Annotated in this window: 20 protein-coding genes and 1 pseudogene; 4 read left to right on the plus strand and 17 right to left on the minus strand. The window is 33.1% G+C overall.

The annotated features are described in order from the left end of the window. The first annotated feature begins 116 nt into the window (after positions 1-116). Positions 117-1,118, plus strand: a complete 1,002-nt coding sequence (locus FG167_RS04760) for an NAD(P)H-dependent glycerol-3-phosphate dehydrogenase (RefSeq protein ID WP_203460278.1) — start codon at positions 117-119, stop codon at positions 1,116-1,118. 467 nt (positions 1,119-1,585) lie between these two features. Here the strand turns inward: FG167_RS04760 and FG167_RS04765 are convergent, their stop codons facing one another. From FG167_RS04765 to FG167_RS04800, 8 genes are all read right to left on the minus strand, one after another. Then, positions 1,586-1,981 (minus strand): hypothetical protein, encoded by a 396-nt coding sequence (locus tag FG167_RS04765; RefSeq protein WP_203460279.1) that lies wholly within the window; start codon positions 1,979-1,981, stop codon positions 1,586-1,588. A 17-nt stretch (positions 1,982-1,998) separates the two neighbouring features. After that, a complete protein-coding gene (locus tag FG167_RS04770) occupies positions 1,999-2,592 on the minus strand; it encodes a TetR/AcrR family transcriptional regulator (RefSeq protein WP_203460280.1) in 594 nt (197 codons plus the stop codon). Between the two features lie 11 nt (positions 2,593-2,603). After that, positions 2,604-4,022, minus strand: coding sequence for an efflux transporter outer membrane subunit (locus FG167_RS04775; protein ID WP_203460281.1), 1,419 nt, complete (start codon positions 4,020-4,022; stop codon positions 2,604-2,606). A gap of 4 nt (positions 4,023-4,026) precedes the next feature. Further along, complete coding sequence (locus FG167_RS04780; protein ID WP_203460282.1) at positions 4,027-7,164, minus strand: efflux RND transporter permease subunit; 3,138 nt, start codon at positions 7,162-7,164, stop codon at positions 4,027-4,029. Positions 7,165-7,186: 22 nt separating this feature from the next. Further along, positions 7,187-8,314 carry an efflux RND transporter periplasmic adaptor subunit gene (locus FG167_RS04785; protein ID WP_203460283.1) on the minus strand — a complete coding sequence of 376 codons (1,128 nt, stop codon included), beginning with the start codon at positions 8,312-8,314 and terminating at the stop codon, positions 7,187-7,189. Between the two features lie 12 nt (positions 8,315-8,326). Beyond that, positions 8,327-8,830 carry a GbsR/MarR family transcriptional regulator gene (locus tag FG167_RS04790; RefSeq protein WP_203460284.1) on the minus strand — a complete coding sequence of 168 codons (504 nt, stop codon included), beginning with the start codon at positions 8,828-8,830 and terminating at the stop codon, positions 8,327-8,329. A 175-nt stretch (positions 8,831-9,005) separates the two neighbouring features. Continuing rightward, the gene (pheS, locus tag FG167_RS04795; protein WP_203460285.1) at positions 9,006-10,025 is read right to left on the minus strand and encodes a phenylalanine--tRNA ligase subunit alpha; all 1,020 of its coding nucleotides are present in this window, start codon (positions 10,023-10,025) and stop codon (positions 9,006-9,008) included. A gap of 219 nt (positions 10,026-10,244) precedes the next feature. Then, positions 10,245-10,601, minus strand: coding sequence for a hypothetical protein (locus FG167_RS04800; RefSeq protein WP_203460286.1), 357 nt, complete (start codon positions 10,599-10,601; stop codon positions 10,245-10,247). 190 nt (positions 10,602-10,791) lie between these two features. Between FG167_RS04800 and FG167_RS04805 the strand changes: the two genes are divergently transcribed. Next, positions 10,792-11,313, plus strand: coding sequence for a CvpA family protein (locus tag FG167_RS04805; protein WP_055444254.1), 522 nt, complete (start codon positions 10,792-10,794; stop codon positions 11,311-11,313). A 3-nt stretch (positions 11,314-11,316) separates the two neighbouring features. Here FG167_RS04805 and FG167_RS04810 read toward each other — a convergent pair whose 3' ends face one another. The 5 genes from FG167_RS04810 to FG167_RS04830 all read right to left on the minus strand — a co-directional run bounded on the left by FG167_RS04810 (position 11,317) and on the right by FG167_RS04830 (position 16,905). Further along, positions 11,317-11,670: a DUF6686 family protein gene (locus tag FG167_RS04810; protein ID WP_203460287.1), complete on the minus strand. Its 354-nt coding sequence runs from the start codon at positions 11,668-11,670 to the stop codon at positions 11,317-11,319. A gap of 20 nt (positions 11,671-11,690) precedes the next feature. Beyond that, positions 11,691-13,880, minus strand: coding sequence for a PepSY domain-containing protein (locus FG167_RS04815; protein WP_203460288.1), 2,190 nt, complete (start codon positions 13,878-13,880; stop codon positions 11,691-11,693). Positions 13,881-13,933: 53 nt separating this feature from the next. Then, positions 13,934-14,416, minus strand: coding sequence for a DUF2271 domain-containing protein (locus FG167_RS04820; RefSeq protein ID WP_203460289.1), 483 nt, complete (start codon positions 14,414-14,416; stop codon positions 13,934-13,936). A gap of 103 nt (positions 14,417-14,519) precedes the next feature. Then, positions 14,520-15,995 carry an ankyrin repeat domain-containing protein gene (locus FG167_RS04825; RefSeq protein WP_203460290.1) on the minus strand — a complete coding sequence of 492 codons (1,476 nt, stop codon included), beginning with the start codon at positions 15,993-15,995 and terminating at the stop codon, positions 14,520-14,522. A gap of 1 nt (position 15,996) precedes the next feature. Further along, the gene (locus FG167_RS04830; RefSeq protein ID WP_203460291.1) at positions 15,997-16,905 is read right to left on the minus strand and encodes a DUF6607 family protein; all 909 of its coding nucleotides are present in this window, start codon (positions 16,903-16,905) and stop codon (positions 15,997-15,999) included. 104 nt (positions 16,906-17,009) lie between these two features. On the opposite strand from FG167_RS04830, the gene FG167_RS04835 reads away from it, so the two are divergent. Together FG167_RS04835 and FG167_RS04840 are read left to right on the plus strand one after the other, a co-directional pair. Further along, positions 17,010-19,154 carry a TonB-dependent siderophore receptor gene (locus FG167_RS04835; RefSeq protein ID WP_203460292.1) on the plus strand — a complete coding sequence of 715 codons (2,145 nt, stop codon included), beginning with the start codon at positions 17,010-17,012 and terminating at the stop codon, positions 19,152-19,154. 11 nt (positions 19,155-19,165) lie between these two features. Further along, the gene (locus tag FG167_RS04840; RefSeq protein ID WP_203460293.1) at positions 19,166-20,350 is read left to right on the plus strand and encodes an HmuY family protein; all 1,185 of its coding nucleotides are present in this window, start codon (positions 19,166-19,168) and stop codon (positions 20,348-20,350) included. Between the two features lie 95 nt (positions 20,351-20,445). On the opposite strand, the gene FG167_RS04845 is transcribed toward FG167_RS04840, so the two are convergent. The 4 genes and pseudogenes from FG167_RS04845 to FG167_RS04860 form a co-directional block, all read right to left on the minus strand. Beyond that, positions 20,446-21,072, minus strand: a complete 627-nt coding sequence (locus tag FG167_RS04845; protein WP_203460294.1) for a carbonic anhydrase — start codon at positions 21,070-21,072, stop codon at positions 20,446-20,448. A 9-nt stretch (positions 21,073-21,081) separates the two neighbouring features. Beyond that, positions 21,082-22,947, minus strand: a complete 1,866-nt coding sequence (locus FG167_RS04850; protein WP_203460295.1) for a SulP family inorganic anion transporter — start codon at positions 22,945-22,947, stop codon at positions 21,082-21,084. A gap of 70 nt (positions 22,948-23,017) precedes the next feature. After that, positions 23,018-23,668 (minus strand): annotated as a pseudogene (locus tag FG167_RS04855) (DUF2490 domain-containing protein). Positions 23,669-23,707: 39 nt separating this feature from the next. Beyond that, the gene (locus tag FG167_RS04860; RefSeq protein ID WP_055444242.1) at positions 23,708-24,334 is read right to left on the minus strand and encodes a carbonic anhydrase family protein; all 627 of its coding nucleotides are present in this window, start codon (positions 24,332-24,334) and stop codon (positions 23,708-23,710) included. Positions 24,335-24,336: the final 2 nt, after the last annotated feature.

The following is a 24,336-nucleotide window of genomic DNA, read 5'->3' on the forward strand; positions in this document are numbered from 1 at the left end:
AAAAACACAACTAATTAACAAGCAACACTTTAATGTGATTGATATTTTGCTTATTTTTGAAATTCTAATAATTACGGTTTCCGTTGTCACGGAAATTAAAAAAGAAAATATTTTTAATGAGCAAACCTTTAAAATATGCTGTTTTTGGTAGCGGAAGTTGGGCTACTGCAATTGTAAAAATGCTATGCGAAAATCAACAAGAAGTTGGTTGGTATATGCGAAGCGTTTACATTAAGGAACATTTATTAAAAGAGCAGCACAATCCTAGTTATTTGAGCTCTGTAGAGTTTCATATAGAACAATTAAAAATCTCTAATGATATCAATGAAATGGCTGCTTATGCAGATGTGCTGATTTTTGCTATTCCTTCTGCTTTTATGTATTCGGAATTAGAAAAACTCACCTATAATATTCAAGATAAAATTGTAGTATCTGCTGTAAAAGGGATTATTCCAGAAACCGGAAAATTGGTTGGTCAGCATTTTAATGAAGTCTATAAAATACCTTTTGAAAACATTGGCGTTATCGCTGGACCATGCCATGCAGAAGAAGTTGCCTTAGAGCGTTTATCCTATTTAACCATTTCTTGTGCAGACCCTGTAAAAGCACAAAACATAGCCGATGCGTTATCTAACGATTATATTAAAACCAAAATTAGCGACGATGTTATTGGAACAGAATATGCGGTAATGCTCAAAAATATTTATGCCATTGCAGCAGGAATCGCTCATGGTTTAGGATATGGAGATAATTTCCAAAGTGTACTTATGAGTAACGCGATTCGCGAAATGAAACGCTTTATCAAGAAAATGCATAAGATGAAACGCAACATTAATAACTCGGCATATTTAGGCGATTTGCTAGTAACTGGTTACTCGGTTTTTTCCCGAAACCGCATGTTTGGAAACATGATTGGTAAAGGCTACACGGTGAAATCTGCACAAATGGAAATGAGCATGATTGCTGAAGGGTATTATGCTACAAAATCTGCACACTTACTTAATAACAAAAACAATAAAAAAACGCGTTTACCAATAATAGATGCTGTTTATGAGATTTTATACGAAGGCAAAGATGCTAAAAAAGTGTTTCAAAAACTGACGGATAAATTGGATTAATCTAGTCCCTTTGAAAAAAGGAATCTCATAAATCTTATCTAGATTCTTTGGGCGTTACCATCTTTCGCTGAAAAAGCTTCAAATGGTCGCGCTTTCCGTTATATCTTTTGCAAAAAAGCAAAAGGATGTCACTGCAATCGCTAACGCACTTATTTGCTAAAGTTTAGCTGTAATTACGATGTTCACTTCTATCGGTTGTGGCAGTTTCATAATAAAACCACCTCGTCTTCTTGAAAAAAGGAAGAGAGTTTTTTTTTAAAAAGTATAATTATTCAAAAATTAGAATAGATAAGGGAATGCCGAAAAACAGCAGTACCCAACTCCTTCCCTTTTTTCAAGGGAAGGTGGATTTTATTTTCTAAAAAATAAAAGACGGAAGGGTTTTAACACAATCATTTGCCTAGTATATTATAAACATAATGTTTCTGCTTATTTACAAAGAGATTCCTGCCTTCGCAGGAATTGGATTACTTTACCAAAACACCTTTAGCTTCCATTAAAGGAACCGCTTGTAAAGCTTTTAAATTAATGGTGTTTTTTCTAAACGTATATGTTTTATCAAACATCTTGTTCCCTTCAAAAAAAGTAACTTTAAATTGATTATTTATAGCAAATAAATCTTCTTGCATTAATTCTATTTTAGCGTAGCTTTTCTTAGGTAGCTTGTCTAGTTTCTTTCTAAAAATAGAAGTCATTTTATCTTCCGAATAGCCACTAGTAACAATAAGTACCATTTCTAGATCTACTTCTTTATCATTAATGATATATGCGTTCCAGTCTTGGGTTTTATAAATATCGTTGTATTCATTTACAACTGCAAGGTAAACACCTTCCACTTTTGGGATGTCAATGTCTTTTTTCATGCTGCAAAAATAGTAAACTATACCAAATAAGAATTAGAATAGTTAGGCGTAATTATTCCTTTTAAGTTATAAATTACTAAATGGTTAAATAGTTCTTCCTTTGCATATGTATCGAATAAATTATTCTTCTTAAAAACTAGTTTATCAATGCGTAAAAAATAAATGCTAACTATTAATTTCAGATTCACTTCCTCTTTAATATCTCCCGTTTTTTGGGCTTGTTTCAGTAAGTTGTAAACAATGTTATTGGCTAAATTCTCAATAAAATCATTAAAAATTTTACTCGCTTTCGGGTAGTACTTTTCTATACCAAAAAGAAAAGAGGGCTTAAAGTATTTTAAATACCCAAACCCTCTTTTATAAATTAACACTACACACAAAATAGGATCGTTACCATTGCTACTAACAATCCCATTTATATCTTCTTTATACTCGTTTAATAAACTCTCTAAACTAGCAGAAACTAAATCTGCTTTGTTTTTAAAAAACGTATAAATTGTTTTTTTAGAAATCCCAAGCGTAGTTGCTATCTCGTCTAATGTTACATGCTTGCTTCCGCATTGTGTAAACTTTGTAATAGAACACTTTAACAAATCTGCTTTGGTAATCATCTTCTTTTATTTTATCTCCATCCGCCACCAAGAGCTTCGTATAAATCTACAATAGACACTAATTGTTGTAATTGGCTATCTATAATATTAAGCTCTGCACTTAAAGCACTTTGTCTTGCGGTTAATAAATCTAAATAATTAGCGTAACCGTTTTTAAGTAACTCTTCTGAGTTTGCTTCTGCCGTTCTTAGAGCTTCCACTTCGTTTTTTCTAAATTCAAATTTTTTGATTTCCGATTCATAAGAAAACAATGCATTAGACACTTCGTTTCCTGCAACTAATAATGTCTTTTTAAACTGCAGTAACGCTTGTTCTTGTTGCGCTATGGCAACTTCCTTTTGCGTTTTAAGTTTTCTTTGGTTTAAAAGCGGTTGTGTTAAACCTCCAACTACTGTCGCAAATAAAGAATTCACGTTTAATAACTTATCTAATTCTAAACTTTGCAATCCTCCCGAAGCAGTTAATGTTAGTGATGGATATAAATTACTATTCGCTACATTAGTTAATTCAAAAGATTGGATTAAACCATACTCTGCAGCCATAACATCTGGTCTATTACTAAGTAATGTTGCTGGCACACCAAGTGTGATATCTTCTTCTATTTTCTGAATATCTAAACTACTTCTTTCAAAGTCTTGTGGAGATTTGCCTAACAAAATACTAAGTGTATTTTCTGTTTTAAAAATAGCCGTTTCAATATCTACCTCTAAAGCTTTTGCTCTATTGTATTGGGCTATATTTTGGTCTACGGCAACTTGTGTTACTTGTCCAGCATCTTTAAGCGCTTTAATGGTTTCTACACCACTTTCTCTAGTTGCAATGGTTTGCTTGGTTACTTCTAACTGTGCATCTAAAGCCAATAAGTTGTAATAGGTATTTGCAATGCTAGAAATCAATTGTGTTTTCACCAATTGATGTCCTGCAACACTTTGCAAATATGCTGCCTGTGTAGCTCGTTTACCACTTCTTATTTTTCCCCAAAGATCTGCTTCCCAAGATAGGTTTGCTGTAATATCATACGTATCTGTACCACCACTAAATATGGATCCGAACTGACTGTTTTCAGAAAATTCTTGACGGGTATAATTAGCACCTACATTTAAGGTTGGCAAATACCCTGCTTTTCCTTGTTTTGCATAGGCTTCGGCAGCTACTATTTGTTGTAGAGCAATACGCACATCCATGTTATTTTGTAGACCTTCTTCTATATACTGTTGCAAGTATGTATCTGTAAATAAGGTTTTCCAAGATACATCTGCAATAGAAATGCTGTCTGTTGGTAAATTATCGGTTCTGTAAAGTCCTTCCGTTTCTGAATTTAATTCTGGTCGTGCATAATCTTGCGCTACAAAACAACTTTGTAATGTTAACGCAACCATTAGTAATAAAGCACCTTTACTAAAATTTCTATGTTTTATAATGGTTTTCATCTTTTTATTCTTCAATAGTTTGTACTGTTGGTTTACCCGAAACTTTTTCTTGTAACCACTGGAATAATATAAATAAGATAGGAATTACAAAGACTCCTAAAATAGTACCAATAAGCATTCCTCCTGCGGCACCAGAACCAATAGAGTTGTTTCCTTCAGACCCAACACCTTTTGCTAATGCTAAAGGCATTAATCCTAAAATGAAAGCAAATGAGGTCATTAAAATTGGACGCAAACGAGATTTTGCACCGTGAATTGCTGCATCTACAATGGTCTCGCCATTTTTCCGTCTAGCTAAAGCAAACTCCACAATAAGTATGGCATTTTTAGCTAACAATCCGATAAGCATTATCAAGGCAATTTGGAAATAAATATTATTTTCTAAGCCTAGGAACTTCGTACTTATATAGGCTCCGAATACACCAAATGGTAATGAAAATACAACTGCAAATGGTAATAAGTAACTTTCGTACTGTGCACTTAATAAGAAATATACAAATAGGATACTTAATATAAAGATGAACGTTGTTTGGTTTCCTGCATTTACTTCTTCACGCGTTAATCCTGAATATGCAACGGAATAGTTACTTGGTAGTTTTGCTACTTCTTCTTCAATCACTCGAATGGCATCTCCTGTACTAAATCCGTCATTTGTTGCTCCTGTTATGGTTGTGGAATTAAATAAGTTGAAACGTGTTACCGATTGTGGCCCATACACACGCTTTAAGGTTACAAACTGCGTGATTGGTGTCATTTCGCCAGAATCTGTTCGTACATACATACTATTTAAAGCATTTTCGTCTGCTCTATCCTCTGGTAATGCCTGAATATATACTCTAAATTGTTTTCCAAATTTGGAGAAATCCGAAGCATAAATCCCACCAATATATCCTTGTAAAGTGGAGAAGATACTGGTTACAGATACCCCTTTTTCTTTTGCTAAAGGCACATTCACTTCCATCTCATATTGTGGATAATTTGTGTTGAATGATGAGGTTGCATATTTAATTTCTGGATGACTCATTAAAGCCATAGAGAAAGCCTTATTTGCTTTATCTAATTCGGTAAACTCCCCTCCAAATTTATCTAATAAATTAATTTCAAAACCAGACGAGTTACCAAAACCACGAATACTTGGCGGTGAAAAGAAAATAATATTAGCATCTGGAATGGTAGCTGCTATACCAAATAACTTTCCTGTAATTGCTTGTGCTGAAAGGGAAGGATCTGTACGATCTGCCCAATCTTCTAGTTTTATAATACCAAAACCAAAGTTACTACCAGCACCACTTATCAAACTTCTACCTTTAATAAAGTTTACGGCAACAATTCCTTCAATACTTTCTACTTTATCGTAAAGTTTTCTTGCTACTGCATCTGTTCTATCTAGTGAAGCTCCAGGAGGTAATTCGATATTAGCGAAAATAATACCTCTATCTTCATTAGGTACAAATCCTGTTGGTGTTGTTGTTGCAGCCCAATAGATTCCAACAACAGCAATAATTAATAATAAAACAGAAATAAATTTTCTTTTATATAAAAACTGAAGAGATTTTCCATATCTATCAACAGTAGCATTAAAGCCACGATTGAATAAGGTGTAAAAACGTTTTAATGGACCTTTTCCTTTTAAATCTTCGTCTTCTTTATGTCCTTTTAATAACAAAGCACATAATGCTGGACTCAAGGTTAAGGCGTTTACGGCTGATATTAAAATCGCAATAATTAAGGTCACACCAAACTGCTCATAAAATACTCCTGTTGGACCCGTTACAAAGGTTACAGGAATAAATACTGCTGCCATTACCAAAGTAATAGAGATAATAGCACCAGAAATTTCATTCATAGCTGTTAGTGTTGCTTTTTTAGGATCCTTTTCGCCTTCATCTAGTTTGGCGTGCACCGCCTCTACAACTACAATGGCATCATCTACCACAATACCAATAGCGAGCACTAGCGCGAATAGCGTTAAAAGGTTTATAGAGTATCCAAAAACATTCAAGAAAAAGAAAGTACCAATAATAGAAACTGGAACTGCAATTGCAGGAATTAACGTAGAACGGAAATCTTGTAAGAAGATAAACACTACTAAGAATACTAATAAAAAGGCTTCTAATAAAGTACTTATTACTTTTTCAATAGACGCATTTAAAAACAAACTAGTATCATAAGGTACAAACACATCTAAGCCTTCCGGAAGGTCTGCTTTTACCTGTTCTAAGGTTACTTTTATGTTTTCAATAATTTCTTGTGCATTAGAACCTTTCGTTTGAAAAATCCCCATAAAAACTGCAGGATTCCCCATACTCATCGCATTCGATGCATACGATTGTGCATCTAATTCAATAGTAGCAACATCTTTTAAGCGTAAAAACTCTCCATTACCTAAGGCTTTAATTACGATGTCACTGTATTGACTTTCATTTTTAAAACGACCGCTATAGGTTAAAGTATAAGAGAAAGACTCTCCGTTATTCTGACCTAAAGATCCAGCTGCAGCTTCTAAATTTTGTTCTGCTAAAGCCGCTGAAATATCGGAAGGAATTAAATTATAGGAAGCTAATTTTTCTGGATTTAACCAAATACGCATGGCATAATCCTGTTGTGAGAATACACTAACATCACCAACACCACTAATACGTTGCATCGCTGGAATCACATTAATTTTTAAGTAATTCTGAATAAATGTAGCGTCGTAATTTTCACTTTCCGAATACATTGAAATAAACATCAATGCACTCGTTTCTTGTTTTTGTGTGGTAATACCTGTTTGAATTACCTCTTGTGGTAATAAAGGGGTAGCTCTAGACACACGGTTTTGCACGTTTACAGCAGCAATATCTGCATCAATTTCTTGATCAAAATATACTGTAATTTCTGCGGTTCCGGTATTAGAAGCTGTAGAAGTAATGTACGTCATCCCTTCTACACCATTAATTTGTTCTTCAATAGGAACAATAACACTCTCTAAAACCGTTTCGGCGTTTGCTCCTGTATAATTTGCGGTCACCTTAATGGTTGGTGGTGCAATATCTGGGTATTCTTCTATTGGTAAGCTAGTGATACTAATAACACCTAGCATAACTATGATAATAGAGATTACTGTTGAAAGCACTGGTCTTTCAATAAATGTTTTTAACATGATAAATATGTTTGGTGGTTATTTAATTTCTGAATAAAGTTGCAACCGGTTTAATCGCTTCTTCAAAAGAGGTCTCTTGTGGTGAGATTGCCATGCCGTTTCTTAATTTTCCAATACCAGATATAATAATTTTGTCGCTTGTATCTACTCCAGATTCTACAACATATAAATTATCAACTTTTCCTTTTGTTTTTATAATAGAGCTAACTACTTTGTTGTCTTCTCCTAACTTAAAAATCATAATATTTCCTTGTTGCTCAAAAGTGGCCGTTTGCGGTACAACAATAGCATCTTTATATTCTATAGGGAATCTTATTTTACCACTATTTCCATTCGTTAAAATTTCATTCGGGTTATCAAAAGCTGCTCTAATTTGAATCGTACCTGTATTTTGATTTATTTGTCCGGTACTGGTTTGAATTCTTCCTTTTTCAGAATATTCTTTACCATTAGCTAATATTAAAGTTAAGTCTGGTGCATTTTTAATACGCTCTGCTTTGTTTTGACCTTTAGATCTTTGTAAGTGGTCTATATATTGTGCTTCGTTAAAACTGAAAAAGGCATATACTTGATCAATTTGACTTACTGTTGTTAATGGTTTAGCATCACTTGGGCTAATTAAAGCTCCTTCTCTAAAATGAATAGAACCAACATATCCATCTATCGGACTTTTAATCGTTGCATAACCAATATTTGCAGAAACACCACTTAAGTTAGCCTTTGCTTGCGCTAGATTCGCTTTTGCTGTTTCTAATTGTACTGCACTAATAATGTTTTTTTCCACAAGTGGAACTAACTTATCTACTTCTACTTGTGCTACATTAACACGTGCTTTTGCTGCTCCAGCATCTTGACTTAAAGACTGTGTTTCTAATTTAAATAACACTTGTCCTTTGCGTACTTTTTGTCCTTCGTCGACATAAACCTTTTCAATATATCCAGATGTTTTAGCTCTTACATCACTGTTTACTATTCCTTCAATAGTTGCTGGATAATCTGTAAATCCAGTTACCGTTTTACTTTGTACTTGTGTAACTGGAAAAGGAGCAGGAGGAGTTACTGCTGCTGGTTTTTGTTCTGCGTTTCCACAACTAACAATGACTAAGAATATACTTAGTGCTAGGAACATTACTATTTTATTATGTTTCATTTTTTACTTGGTTTAAATATCGAATTGGTTGTGTATTAATTTTTCTCTTAATTCTTTTACGGAAGAAGATGCTTCATCTATAAATTTCATGTAAACATTATGAAAGGTTAAATCGAATTTTTCTTCATCATTTTCAATTTTCTTAGTGTTTTGCTGCTCTTTATACTGTTTAATTTCGAAATGTATTTCGCGTTCTTCTTGCCAATGACTTATCATTCTATCCACATGTTGAATAATAGTATCTTTATTAATTACAAAATACTTTTTGCGATCTCCTGTTTTTGTGAAATACACAATTTTATTTAAATCTTGTAAATGATTAATATGTGTAGAGATGGTACTTTTACTTGCACAAAGAATACTTACCATATCTTCAAAAGTTGCACCTCTTTTTCCCGTAAGAATAACGTAAGCCAAAATACGTGCAGCAACTGGTGCTAATTGCTCTCTAGCTTCTAAATGCACTCCTAGTTTTTCAACTAAAGCCATTTTTTCTTTGCAGATGTTATCTTTCATTTTTTAATATATTATTACTGATTTAGAACCTGAATTATTCTTGTACAGTAAATTTCACGCAAATATAAGTATGGGTTCGGAACAAACCGAACTAAACGAAGTTAAATAATTGTTAAATAAAAAAGCCGACTTTTAACAGTCGGCTTTTAGTTTATTTTTTATGCTTTTTTTTGGTTTATAAAGCAGATTTAAATTGCTCTAAGAAACGTACATCGTTTTCACTTAATAAACGAATATCACTAATTTGATTAAGTAACATAGCAATACGATCTATTCCCATTCCGAAAGCAAAACCGGAATATACTTTAGAATCGATACCACAGTTCTCTAAAACGTTTGGATCTACCATACCACAACCCATAATTTCTAACCATCCTGTTCCTTTGGTGATTTTATAATCGGTTTCGGTTTCTAATCCCCAATACACATCTACCTCTGCACTTGGTTCTGTAAATGGAAAGTAAGAAGGACGTAAACGTATTTTAGATTTCCCAAACATTTCTGTTGTGAAATACTGAAGTGTTTGTTTTAAATCGGCAAAACTTACATCTTTATCAATATATAAACCTTCTACTTGGTGGAAGAAACAGTGGGAACGCGCTGAAATAGCTTCGTTTCTAAATACTCTTCCTGGAGAGATGGTTCTAATTGGTGGTTTATTGTTTTCCATATATCGTACTTGTACAGAACTTGTATGTGTACGTAATAAAATATCTGGGTCTGTTTGTATGAAGAAGGTATCTTGCATATCACGTGCCGGGTGGTATTCTGGCAAGTTCAATGCGGTAAAGTTATGCCAGTCATCTTCTATTTCTGGACCTTCACTTACGTTAAAACCGATACGTGAAAAGATATCGATAATCTCATTTTTAACAATAGATATTGGATGACGTGCTCCTATTTCTATTGGTTCTCCCGGACGAGATAAATCGGCATAAACGCCTTTATCTTCTTCTTTACCTTCTAACTCTTCTTTTAAAGCGTTAACTTTCTCTTCGGCCGTTTTTTTAAGCTTATTAATGGTTTGACCAAATTCTTTTTTCTGGTCGTTTGCTACATTTTTAAACTCAGCAAAAAAATCGTTTAACAATCCTTTTTTACCTAAGTATTTTATACGAAATGTTTCCACTTCTTCTATAGATTGTGCTTTAAATACTTCGGCTTCTGCTATGAGTTCTTTTATCTTGTCTATCATGGTGTGTATAAATAGGTGGCAAATTTAAATAAAATATCGTCATTACGAGGAGGAATCGACGAAGTAATCTTTAAAAAAGAATGTGATTGCTATTGCTAATAAAAAATTTACTCGACAATCGCCTAAGTTTGTAGTCATTTGCGTTAGCGATTGGAGCATTGTTGGAGCTCATCTTGGATAGCGACTGCGGAAAGTGCGACCCTTGTGGTAACGCCCTTATTATTTAATATATCCAGTTTCTACAAAGTAGTTTACAATGGCTTCTTTCATTAAAACGCTTTGTTCTCCTGCTTTTAAGTGCGGTAATTCTGCTATTGTGGTGTAATGCGGCCAACCTTCTTCGTCTACAAATTCTAACTCATAATAGCCATAAGGCGTAAGGACTTTACAGATTGCAATGTGCATAAGGTCAAGTTTTTGGTCTTTTTTAAATTTTCTGTCTAATTGCCCAAGTTCTTGTAAACCTATTAAATAAATGATGGCATCTAAGTCTAATTTGTCGCCATCTGCAAATTGAATAGATAATTTTTCTACTACCAATTCCCAACGTTCTTTTAATTCTGTATCTCTTGCCATGTTCACTTCCTACAAAAGCAGGAATCTTTTTAAATGAAACTTAATAAGCCGCAAAGTTACTAAACCTTGTTGTCACTTTGAGACATTTAAGTCGATAAATCTATTAAATGTTGACCCTTTGAATCGTTGATTTATTATTAAAAAAGGAGAGAAGATTTGTTTTTTCTATATTTGACAAAATTCTAATTTTATGAGCGTTTTAGATATTATTTTAGGAGCATTACTTCTTTTTGGATTGGTTAGAGGATTTATGAAAGGCCTTTTTGTAGAAGTTGCTTCCCTTGTAGCCTTGATTGCAGGAGTTTATGGCGCCATACATTTTAGTGGTTTTGCTGCAGAATTTTTAGCAAGCAAAGTAAATTGGGAAGAAAAATACACGAACATTGTAGCATTTGCTATCACTTTTGTCGTTATTATTTTAGTGATTTCACTAGCAGGAAAAGCATTAACGAAATTAGCTGATTTTGCTGCTTTAGGAATTATTAATAAATTATTAGGTGGTGTATTTGGTGCTTTAAAAATAGGATTGGTTTTAAGTATTATTCTAGGTGTTTTTAGCAGAATGAATAACACCATACCTTTTGTTGGTGAAGAAGATTTAAAGGATTCTATTTTATATGAACCTGTAAAATCGCTTGCTCCAATGATTTTCCCTAGTATTATTAAAGCGGAAGAAAAAGAAGAGGAAACCCCAGAAACGGAAGCCGTTTAAATACTAATTTAAAATTAGTGTGTAATCGATATCGTCTACGTTTAAATACTTATTATAGACCTGTTTTATATTAGAGAAAAGCGATTTTAATTCTGTAATTTCTTGCCTATTAAACATTAAAACAAGATTAGATTGCAAAGAGGGTACAGGGATTTTTCGTTTTACTTTTGCTTCTCCATATTTGTTTTCCCAGTACTCAGACTCTATAGCGAACAAATATTTTTTAAACTGTTTGTATTGTGCTTCTGAAAATTCAAAATAGATATTATTAAATTCTAAATGATATACATTACACTTTGTACAAATAGATAATTCGCCACTAGTCACTTTAGATATTGTTTTTATATTACTACACATAGACTTCTCTTTTTTTGAAATTAGTAACAATCTGTTTTTATCTGATTTTTTTCTATAAATGCACTTAACGGTAGGCTTAAATTTTCTGTGGTAATGACATCCAAAACAGCGAAGACATCGTTTTGCATGGCTAGAGAACCACAAAGCATAATTACACCATTGTTTTTTAATGTTTCTGCTACAAACAAAGCGTCCAGTTTTAAAAGATCTTGCACATAATTTTTAGGTGCTTCTCTTGAAAACGCTAACTTTAATTTGGTGAATTTTTTGCTCTTATAATTCTCTTTAATAACGTCGCGATACAGGTTAAACGAAGCGTTTTGCCTTAGTCCGTAATACAAATGAGTTTCTATCTTTTTGGTATTTTGATCTAGCATTCCTAGAAAAGGAGCAATTCCTGTTCCGTTAGCAATTAAGATAACTTTGGAAGCTTTTTTAGGAAAATGAAAGGCTGTGTTTTTTACTATTCGCGATTTAAAAACGTCTCCTTTATTTAAGTTATTTAAGAACCCGGAGCCTAATCCGTTTTCATGAAGCTTTACACTTAATTGTACTTTTCCGTTGACTTTTCCTATAGAATATAAACGCTCTCTGTAATCGTTTTTAGGATAAATAGCCAACAAATCTCCAGAGGTAAATCTCTTGGTATTCGGTTTTAATGTGATTAAAAAAGTGCTGTCGGCATGGTCTTCTGCTTTGGTTTTATCTACCACCGTAAATGTGTTGTTTAATCTTGGCTTTACAGCTAGTTTTTCTTTGGAAATAGATATAGGAAGCTTTCTCTTTTTGTTCCAAAGGGTTACCCATTCTTCAAAAGAGGTTACCGATTTATCATTAATGGTAAAAACGGGTAATCCTTGTTGTAACGGAAGCTTCATCGCTGCATCTACATCGAAAGCAAATTTACAAAAGTCGGGATATGCTAAAGATCCAAAACCAACTACAGAATAGCTTATTTCTTGTACTTGTTTTACCGTTTTTAATCGTTCTAAAAATACGTTGGCATTGGTTGGCGCTTCGCCTTCCCCATAGGTAGAAGTCAGAACTATAATATGTTCTGCTTTACTAAAGGTATCGTAATTATTAAGCTCTGTGATGTAAACGCTTTCGCCCGCTTTTATTAATTGTTCTTGTAATTGGTTAGCAAAAGGCAAGGTGTTTCCGTTTTCCGATCCTACTAAAATCACATATTTGCTATTGTCTTTTTTGTACTTGTTTTTTAGTTTAGCCTTTCTGCGTTTTAGCGTCATGGCAAAACCAGAATAGATAAAAAACAAAATATTTGCGGTTGCAATTGCTAAAATTACAGACCATAAAATACTGCCTTTTCCAGTGTGTAAATTCAGACTTAAATTAGAAAACACCATAACCAAAGGTGTTTTTATTTCGCTTAAAGTTTCTCCTGTAAATTGGTTTACAACAACTTCTTTGTCTTTAAGAGCAAGTGTGAAATAGTCTTCTACGTCTTCCGAAAAAGGGAATTCTATGGTTTTTACCTCGGAAAGTTTTGTGTTTTTAAAAATAGGAAAATCTTGAATACCTTGTTTTGGTGTTTCCGAAAGAGATTCAAAATCTATGGTATGATTAACGCTACTCTTAGGAAGTAAATCGAACTTTTCAGCCGACAAATAAACACCGGTAATGGTGATGATAATTATTGGAATTAACGATAGTCTTCCTAAAACGACATGCCAATACTGACTGAAGTTTTCGTTTACTACTTTCGTGAAAAACTTCTTTAAACCGCCTTGTCTTTTTAGTATTAAAACCGTTCCGGAAACGGCAATTAATAATAATAAAAAGGAGCATAACCCTACAAAAAAGCGTCCGATTCCTTTTAAAAACAACGACCTATGAAAATTAGTAACCCATTTAAAAAATTTGGACACTTCTATTTTATCTCCAATAAACGCTGCTGTTCTCGGATTTATATAGCCATTTAAACTTTCACCATCATTAGCAATAACAGATGCTAAAACAAAATGGTTTGCATCTACTTGCACATCGATAACTTCAGGATATTTTTCCTTTAAATTGGTAATCGTTTCGGCAACCGTTATGGTTTCAAAATTAGAAACTTTATACGGTTCTAGCTTTTCTGAAATGGGTTGGAACGCCAAAATAATTCCAGTTATGGATGCTAATAAAATAAAAACAAAAGAAGATACAGCTAGTGTTAAGTGGCTGTATCTCCAAATGGAAATGGTCATGCTTTTTTAAATTTAGGAGACTTTTGTACTGCTCTCAAAGTGACAATTGGGTTTTAGTTAGGCATTAAACGCACATAACGAATAAACCCTGTACCTTCTTTTTTACTTTTCACACTTTCTGATGTTAATAGAAACTCCACATCTTTGGTGTAATATTCTTGATCTTCTACAGCCGTTTCAAAACGAATACTGTAACCCGCATCAATTTTAGAATCTTCAATTTCTAAAACGCTAATCGTTCTTGCGCCTCCAGCAATGGTTTCTCCTGTAATAGCGTCGATACTAGAGCGCTTCTTTCCGTAGAATTTCCACCATTCTGAAATATCGTGATACCACTCATCATCATCTCCTTGCACGTATAAGGTTTTTTCATATTCTCCTTCCGGATTAATAAGTGAAATAACCACGTAGGCATTTTCACCTGTATAATTAATCATTTGAATCATGCATTTATACGATGTAGATTCTTTTATAGTGGTAAAGGATAGCATTGTTATTGCTAAAAAACAAATCGTTAATATGGATTTAAATTTCATGTGTAACTTTATTTTTTTTGAGGTTATAATTTTATGAAATATGAAAAGACACTTCGACTGCGCTCCGTGTGACAGTTCCTGATTACAAACTCTAAATTATTTATTATTTTAAAAAATCTAAATCGATTTTCTGTGCTTTTAAAATTTCATTTTCGGATGCTAAATCAAAAGGAGTTTCATCAAAATCTGTTATTACATCTTTTTTAGCTCCAATAGATAACAAATACTTTAAGATCTCTGTGTCTTTCGCTTGTAAAGCTGCTAAATGTAAAGCCGTATTTCCTTCGTTATTCTTCGCATTTACATCTATTTTAAATGGCGCTATAAACTTTAAAAGATGGATATCGTTTTTAGCTAATACTAAATGAAATACCGTATTTCCATTTTCTTGTGTTTTCGTAAAATCCAGTCCGTTTTTAGTTAAAACACCTAACTTTTGCTCAAAAACATCTGATTTTTTAGTCGAAAACGATTCTATTAAATAAGGCGTTAAGTTATTTTTATTTGCATCTAAAATGGCAACATCGGCTTTATTTTCTATTAAAAAACGAACCACTTCTAGCGAATTATTTGCGACAGCCAAAGCTAGCGCAGATTCTCCCTTTTTGTTCACCTGGTTTACATCTTTAACCTCCTTAAATAATAAGGAAACAGTTTCTAAATTGTTTCGGCTTGCTGCGTTTATAAATGGGGTGTTTCCGTTTTCATCGATTGCGTTTACATTTCCTTTATCTAAGAAATAACTAACCACTTCTAAATCTTTACTTCTGGCTGCTAAAATATGTAAAGGCGTTTCGTTTTTAATAGAGGCTTTTTCCGGGTTTAAACCAACACTTTCTAAGTATTTGAAAAAATCTATGGTATTTGTATTTCCTCTAGTACCAGCAGCTGCGAACACAAAAGCGTTATCATTTCCTTTTACCCCTTTTTCAAGTAATTGATTTAATAGATCTATATTTCCTGTTTTTGCAACATAATTAAAAACGCCATTTCCATCTGCATCTACACTATTTATACTAGCTCCTTTGGAAGTAAAATAGTTGATTAACGTAAAATCTTTATCGTATGGAGCAGCTAATAGAAGTGCATTAGCTCCTTTTGGTGTTACATCTGTTTTTACATTTGCACCATTTGCAATACAAAGGTCATACACCTTCGTGTTTTGTTGTCCGGAACCTGCAGCAAAATTTAAGATGGTATTTCCTTTATCATCTGTAATATCTGTTTTAGCGCCTTTGCTAAGTAGATATTCCATTACCTCTATATTGCCTTTATATGCTGCCCAAAAAATGTACGTTCTACCATCGTGCGTTAGCTTATTGGCATCGTTTCCTTCTTTAGACTGAATGTGTTTAATAGTTGCTACTGGTGCATCTTGTAAAATAGCATATACCACAGCATCAAAATTATTGCCATTAGCTTCTGTAATGTCATTTCCTTCTTGAATTTTAGCTTCAACAGTTGCAATGGTTGGATTCGATTTCCAATAATCACGGTTTAAAAATATATTTTCTTGCGCAAAACCTAGCGTGCTTAAAAATAGTGTAACAACGGCTATTATGTTTTTTAAATACTTCATATTATTTTTTTACAAATGATTCTATTAATGGATTAATTTCTTCTGCTGTTTGGTATTTTTCTTTATCAAATAAATACTTAAACAATACTTTATTATCTACTTTTTCTTCTAAAATTAAATCTTGATTTCTTGCAAATACTTCGTCCCATTTAGTGCGTACTAAAGCCCATTTAGCTTGTTCTTTAGCCCAAAACTCTTGTGCTGCAATACATTTACTATCTTCTACTTTAACATAGGTATTATATCCTTTTTCTTGTGCTAATAACACATCATCTTTAGCGTCTTGACGAATAATTTTATCGTTATCTTGGTCATGAATCCAACCGCTTTCTACAATCTCGTGACGGTTTGTTCTAAGAGTCACATTATAATCGCTACGTTTGGTATACTCACGTCTTGGTAAAGGTGCAGCTGTTGTACTTTCCCAGTAGCTTTTTCCATCTACATGTACCCAAGTTGCAGAACCTTCGTAACGCGGACTATCATCTACCTGAAATACTTTTTGAGTCCATTGCCCTTTTACTTCTTTTTTTGGAAGATTAACAAAGGTCCATTTATTATCGTGGTTAAATTCATATAAGTTTGTGTTTTCAAATTCCCAATCTTGTCTCCAATGCTTCACAATATAAGGTTGCTCTTTAGAACCAACAATTAATAAATGTTGCATTGCTATTTTGTCTTTATCGTCTGCAACTAATTGCACCCATTCTAATCCTTTATCATGTTTTGTTTTCGAAGCAACGTATGTAGAATCTTCCGAGTATTGAAAAGTTTCTGCAAAATTAAAGCTTACTTCATAACAACCACACATCGCTTTAATGGCTTTTTGATCTTGTTCCTTCTTTTTTTGTGCGCTTACATTAAAAGTAAATGCGAATGATAAAATGAATAATAAGGGTAAATGTTTCATTATTAAAGTTTTATTTATTGGGTTTAAAAAAAATTTAAATTTATTTATTCTTATTTAGATTGAATTAAAATAAGATTCTATATTTGCGGCAAATATAAAATAGAATGAGTCTAAATAAAAATAATATTACACTTTATTTTTTACTTTTTTTGAGTTACGCGATTAATGCTCAAGAAAAGAAAAGGGACACCATCAAGATTGAAAAACTAGACGAAGTAGTTATAGTAGGAGAAAGTAATGTTATGTCTGTTAGTAAGAAGCTATTTACGGTTGGAACTATTAAAAGAAAAGACATAGAAAATGTTGCTGGAAATAACTTAGCAGATGTTTTACAAAACAGTTTAAATATTACCGTCAATCCAGACGCTTCTAATGGTCGCTCCACCATAAACTTATTTGGTTTAGATGGACAATATGTAAAAATATTAGTAGACGGAATACCAATTATTAGTGATAATGGTCTAGGTAACAACATCGATATTTCCCAATTAAATATAGATGATGTGGAACGTATAGAGATTGTGGAAGGATCTATGGGTGTTTTATATGGGGATAACGCCGTTGCAGGTGTAATTAATATTATCACAAAAAGAGGCTTAAAAGATAATGGTTGGGAACTTCAGTTATCCATTCAAGAAGAAACTGTGGGTAATGAATTTGAATTCTTTGATAAGGGAAGACATATTCAAAATGTAAGAGCAACCAATCAGGTAAATGAAAAATTAGCTTATTCTATTGGCGCTTCTAGAAATGATTTTGCTGGTTTTTATAATGGATTTAAAGGAAAAAACTATGTCAACATTCAAGATGGAATAGTTGTAAACGATAGTTTGCGAGGCACCGAGTGGAATCCCAAAGAACAAATAACCGTATCTGGAGATGTGGATTTAAACTTAGGGAAACACAACTTATTTTATAAGCTACAATACTTTAATGAAAACCTAGATATTTATAATAGGTCTGTAAATGGAAGATATGAAAATGGCGTTCTTAATCCTACAGCTATTGATGAAAACTACAAAACAAATCGATGGGTAAATAATTTGAATGTTTCTGGACCATTACATGGAGCTACAAACTATAATTTTTCCTTTTCGTATCAAACTCAAAAACGAAACTACAAAGAATATGTTTACAATATTCTAGAAGAACAAACGCAATCTGTAGAGACAGATACTGTAAGCCAATCTAGTGAAGTATGGTACTCTAAAGCATTTGTAAATAACATAGTACCAAAGTCTGATTTTTTTAATCTTCAGTTAGGTTATGAATTCACTAATCAAAAAGGATTCGATGCTATTGCTACAGGAAATTATTCTAATAATGTAGTAGAAAATACCATAACTAATTACGAATTTTTTGGGATTACCGAATTTCAACCTTTTAAAAAATTATCTATAAATCCGGGTATACGATTTACAAATAGTTCTCAATTTAATAATCATCTAATATGGTCCTTGTCATCTACTTATAATTTTACAGAGAAAATAAAACTAAAAGCGGTTGTAGGATCTGCATATAGAGCACCAAACTTTGAAGAGCTCTTCTACTACTTTGTAGACTCCAATCACAATGTAAGAGGGAATCCTGATTTACAACCAGAAGATGGAATCTCTGTTTTTATAAACCTTAAAAACAATTATAAGATTGCCAAAGAAGGCTTTTTAAATCAAAAATTCACATTCTTTTATATTGACTTAAAAGATGCTATAGCTAGTATTACTTCGGAAGATGAAGATGGCAGCATTCTATTTACACAAGACAATATAGATTACAGTAAACGCTTAGGTTTCAATTTAGAAAACAGTTTTATCTATAAAAACTGGAATATAGGTTTGGGAGCCACTTATTTGGGCATTACAAATGCTATTAATGCATCTTTAGATAATCCATCAGATTATATGTGGAGCTTAAACTTACAAGCCATATTAGCTTATAATATAGATAAATGGGATACCACTATTAGTAGCCAATTAAAACATACTGGTAAAACTCAAGGTGTATTTACCGATACGGATGGCGAATTGTTTATTGGAGAAACCGATGCTTTTACTTGGTTAAACGCATCTATAAGAACAGATATTACACCTAGAATAAATGCAACATTAGGAGCAAGAAACTTACTAGATGTTGTAAACATAAACACTAAATCTTCTGCTGAAGCGCATACTGCTTCGACATCAAGTTCCCGATTAATCGGTAATGGCCGATCCTATTTTTTAAAACTATCCTATAATTTAAATTTTTAACACTAATAATTATGACAAACAAATTTTTAACTCTGATATTAATCCTTACCGCTGTAGTTGTTACAAGCTGTAGTAGTGACGATAATGGTGGAAACACAGTAACAACCACACCGCCATCTTCTGGTGGAATTATTGACCCAGAAGTAGGTGGATTTAATCAACCAAATCGTGTTTTTGTAGATTTAAGTACCGGAAGCCAAGTAGCTGTAAATCGTGGTGCTTGGGAAATTGCTGTTTATAACGGTTCGGAAAACAGAGTCTATCTTAACAGTGCTTTATTAGTATCTGCTGCAGAATTAGAAGGTATTACGGATATTACAACAGTAACGGAAACTACAACTTTAACATCTCCGTTAACCTTAAATGCATTAGATCCAACTTTTACACCTACCACTGTAACAGTAAATACTGTTGCTGAATTAATGCAAGGTTTACCTGTAAACTATTACCAATATGGTGATTTAAATGCTGGCATTTCTTTTACGGATACTAAAGAAGGCGAATTAACAGGTACTGCATTTGAAGAAATATCAACAACAGATAGCGAGAACAATGTGTACATTATCAACTTAGGAAACGAAATACCTACAACAAATAATGGAACAATAAACACGACTGGAGACTCAAGAGGTTTTATGAAGGTTAGAGTATTAACAGACGGAAACAGCTACACGATTCAATATGCTGCATTAAGTAATACAACTAATTTTTCGGAATTAACGGTAAGTAAAGATAGCAACTACAACCTTACTACTGTAAGCTTAATGGATGAGCAAATTGCAACTTTAGAGCCAATATCTTCTAATTGGGATATTGATTTTGGTGGTGTATTTTCTTATTATGGTCAGCAAGGTACTTTAGCCGCAGGTTTAACGTATTCAGATTATACATTACACAATACGCTAGGTGGTGTTGGCTTGTATCCGATTACTGTTGAAGACGACACAACCCCTAATTATACAAACTTTACATACGATGATATTACGGAAGCAAGTTTTATTTACAATGATCGTACTATTGTAGGCAGTGGCTGGAGAACTGTAGATTATATGACTGGTGAAACATCTGTAAGAGAGGACAGATACTACATTATCAAGGATACGGACGACAATTACTATAAGCTAAGATTCACAGCAGTGGAAAGCCAAACAGGAGAAAGAGGTTATCCGCAGTTTCAATATGAATTATTACAGTAAACATTCTTAATATTTTATAACATTAGTCTATTATAAAAATGAAAAGCCACTCTTAAAGGAGTGGCTTTTGTTTTTACGTATTGTTTTGGGTCCAATTAATCTAAATGATATATTTCTCTAATATCATTAAGGATTCTTTCAAAATCTATTTTTAAATCTACCAGTTTTCCGGTATGAATATCAAAGACCCAACCGTGTACAATTAATCCTCTACCACGAACTGCTTTTTGAATGGCAGCCGTTTTAATAAGATTAACACATTGTTCTTGTACATTTAATTCGATTAAACGTTCATATTTTTTTTCTTCCTCTTCAATCGCATTCAGCTCTTCGTTATGAATACGGTACACATCGCGAATGTTTCGCAACCACGGATTTAACAAACCTAGATCTGCAGATTGCATCGCAGCTTTTACACCACCACAACCATAATGTCCGCAAACAACTACATGATTTACTTTTAAGTGCTCTACAGCATACTCGACAACCGACATCGCGTTTAAATCGGTACCAATAACCATATTCGCAATGTTACGGTGTACAAAAACATCTCCAGGACCTAATCCCATTAATTCTTCTGCAGTAACTCTACTATCGGAACACCCAATAAATAACAACTCCGGATTTTGTCCTTCGCCTAACTTATCAAAATACGCGTCGTCTTCATTTAATTTAGACTTTATCCACGTTTTATTATTTTCAAATACGATATCTAGATTCATTTTTTAAATTTAGTTTTCGTCTTTTACGTTATCCTTTATCCATTTTACACAACTATCAAAGGTCTTGAAAATATGTTCATTAGGAATAAAATCAGGGATAATATCAATACGTTCCATCATATAACGAGGTTGCTGTAATAAACCAACAAACAGCACTTCTACGCCATTTTTTGTAAGTTCTTGTAACATATCTTCCATGGCATACAAACCAGACTGATCCATATATTGCATTCTTCCTAAACGTAAAACTACCGTTTTTGCTGTATTAGGAATTTGTTCTGTTAGCGCTTGAAAATCACTAGTTGAACCAAAGAATAAAGGCCCTTTAATATGCTTAATAAATACTTCTTCTTTAAGGTTTTCTGGAAAAGTACCCTCATCTGCCCAAGCTTTCTCTTTCTTTAAAGACTTCACATCGGAGCGTTCTGCTGTTAAATCTCCAATTTTTTTCATAAACATTAGAGAAGCGATTACTAGACCAATACCAACTGCGTAGATTAAATCCCAAAAAGTAGAAAGTAATAGTACAATAATCATTATTAAAACTTCTGAACTTAATTTTAAAGGTCCAAATTTTATATCTCTTGGTAAACTCGGTATTGCTTTAAGTCCTTTATAATCCATAACACCAATACCAACTGTTATTAAAATACCAGCTAAAACAGCTGCAGGAATTTTAGATGCTACAGGAGCTAATACTAACATAATAAGTAATAACATAACACCGGCAATCATACCAGATAATTTTGTTTTACCGCCAGCATTGATATTTACAACAGTTCTAATAGTAGCACCTGCACCTGGAATACCACCAAAAAGCGCTGCTATACTATTACCAATACCTTGTCCGATAAGTTCTTTATTCGGTTTATGTTTGGTTTTAGTCATATTATCTGCAACAACACTAGTTAACAAAGAATCAATGGCTCCTAAAAGAGATAAAGTAAGTGCTGTAAAGATGTAAGGAGTTACACTACCCAAACTGAAACTAGTAAACATTTCTAGTCTTGGAATTGGAATACCTCCAGGTATTTCGGAAATAGGTCTATAGCCTAAATTAAAACCATAAGCGATTCCCGACATTACAACTAGCGCAACTAATGTACTTGGTACTGCTGTGGTTATTCGTTTAAAACCATAAATAATAAATATGGTTCCTAAAGCTAGAATAAGCTCTAGCCAATTGATATTTTGTAATGCTCTTGGTAATACTTTTATTGCTCCTACTGTACCAGAAGCTTCTTTAGCAGCTAGTGTTTGGGACTCTTTTAAAATTTGTTCTGGAGTAATTTGATGCGCACGATCTATCGTTTCTTTAAAGTTTTCAAGTACTAGAATACCTTCTCCTGCTTCTTCTTTTAAAATATTTTCAAGAATAACTTCTTCTGCTTGTGGTTTAAATTGTTCTACAAATGCGGTATCTTCTTTTGGGTAATACCCAATAGAAGGCAAAATTTGTGTTAGTAAGATAATTACCCCAATAGCGGTCATAAACCCAGAAACTACTGGATAAGGGATATATCTTATGTATTTACCTAAGCCTAAAAAACCAAGTCCCACTTGTATTAATCCTGCTAATAAGAATACGGTTAAAATTGCTGGTAATGCTTTTTCTACACTGCCATCATTTGCAGCTACAATTCCTGCAATAATCACCATACTTACTGCTGTCATTGGTGCTGTTGGTCCAGAAATCTGTGTAGGTGTTCCTCCAAAAAGTGCCGCAAAAAAACTAATAAAAATGGCCCCATATAGTCCTGCTTCTGGTCCTAAACCTGAAGACACCCCAAAAGCTAAAGCTAAAGGTAGAGCCACAATTCCGGCTGTTATACCACCAAAAGCATCTCCTTTTATATTTGAAAATAAATTTTTCATATTTTAATAGTTTTAATTTAGTTTGTTTTACAAAATACCTTTTTTCTACTTACTTTAAAAGTAAATAGGATTAGAAATTTACAAATGCAATTATATTAATTTGATCTCTTCCTGAATTTTCAAAAAACTGATTCATATACCCTAATTCTAATTTTAAGTTTTCAGAAAAAGTATATCCTAATCCTCCATATACCCTATTTCTATCGAAAACTTCGGATTCTGTATTTAAAAACACTTCATTGTATGCAGATAAATATAAAGGGCTTTTGCCGTCTTCTTTATTTTGAAGCGGATAATTAAAGCCTAAAAAGTAGCGTAGTCGCATTTTAAAATCGTCTTCTACAAAACGTTGTTCAAAACGATAACGATGATTCAATTTCAGTTTACCTATATTTTGTTTGGACGTAAATTGCTGAAAAACACGATGCTCATTTACCGTTGCTTTTTCATCGGTGTTTCCAATATAATTTTCAGATAAAATATAACCATATCCTAAAAGGATGTTATTCTTACTTTCATTAAAAGTATAACCTAAACCGGTTCTTAGTAATAGTTGTTCTAAATCGCCGACAGCATCATAATTTCAGTATTGCACTTCGTGATGCATATTCCAGGTATTGTTTAACTTTTTGTTTCCAATATAAATTAACCAATTTCCTAAATTACTCTCTTGACTTGCAGCAATAAAAGGCAACACCAATATACATATTAGTGTTGCCATAAAAGTCTTCTTTTTCATAAAAGCTTTTATACTATTTTATTAATAAAAGTTTACAGCACCTGTATTTACATCATACATTGCTCCAATGATTTTAATTTCACCTTTTTTCTCCATTTCGGTAAGTATCGGACTTTCGGCATGAATTCTATCGATCATTAATTGTACATTCATGTGCGATACCTCATCTACAAACGCTAAATTTTTAGAGCTTCTTAAGCTTTCGTCTTTAGGCTCTGTAACGGCATTAACTGCTGGTGTAATTTTTTGAATCAACTTGGTTAGGTTACCCATTTCGGCATGGTCACAAGCTCCTTTTACGGCACCACAACTTGTATGTCCTAAAACAACAATAAGTTCTGTACCTGCTAATTTACATGCAAATTCCATACTACCTAAAATGTCTTCATTCACAATATTCCCTGCTACCCGCACGCTAAAAATATCTCCTAATCCTTGGTCAAAAACCAATTCTGCAGACACACGTGAATCGATACAACTTAAAATAGTTGCAAATGGAAATTGTCCGTCACTAGTATCATTTACTTGCTCTAAAAGGTTACGATTCGCTTTTAAATTATCTTGAAATCTTTGATTTCCTTCTATTAAATATTGTAATGACTTTTCAGGTGTCATTGTTGCTTGTGTCTCTTTTGTATGTGCTTTCATAA

The sequence above is a fragment of the Lacinutrix sp. WUR7 genome, assembly GCF_016864015.1.
Taxonomy (GTDB): Bacteria; Bacteroidota; Bacteroidia; order Flavobacteriales; family Flavobacteriaceae; genus Oceanihabitans.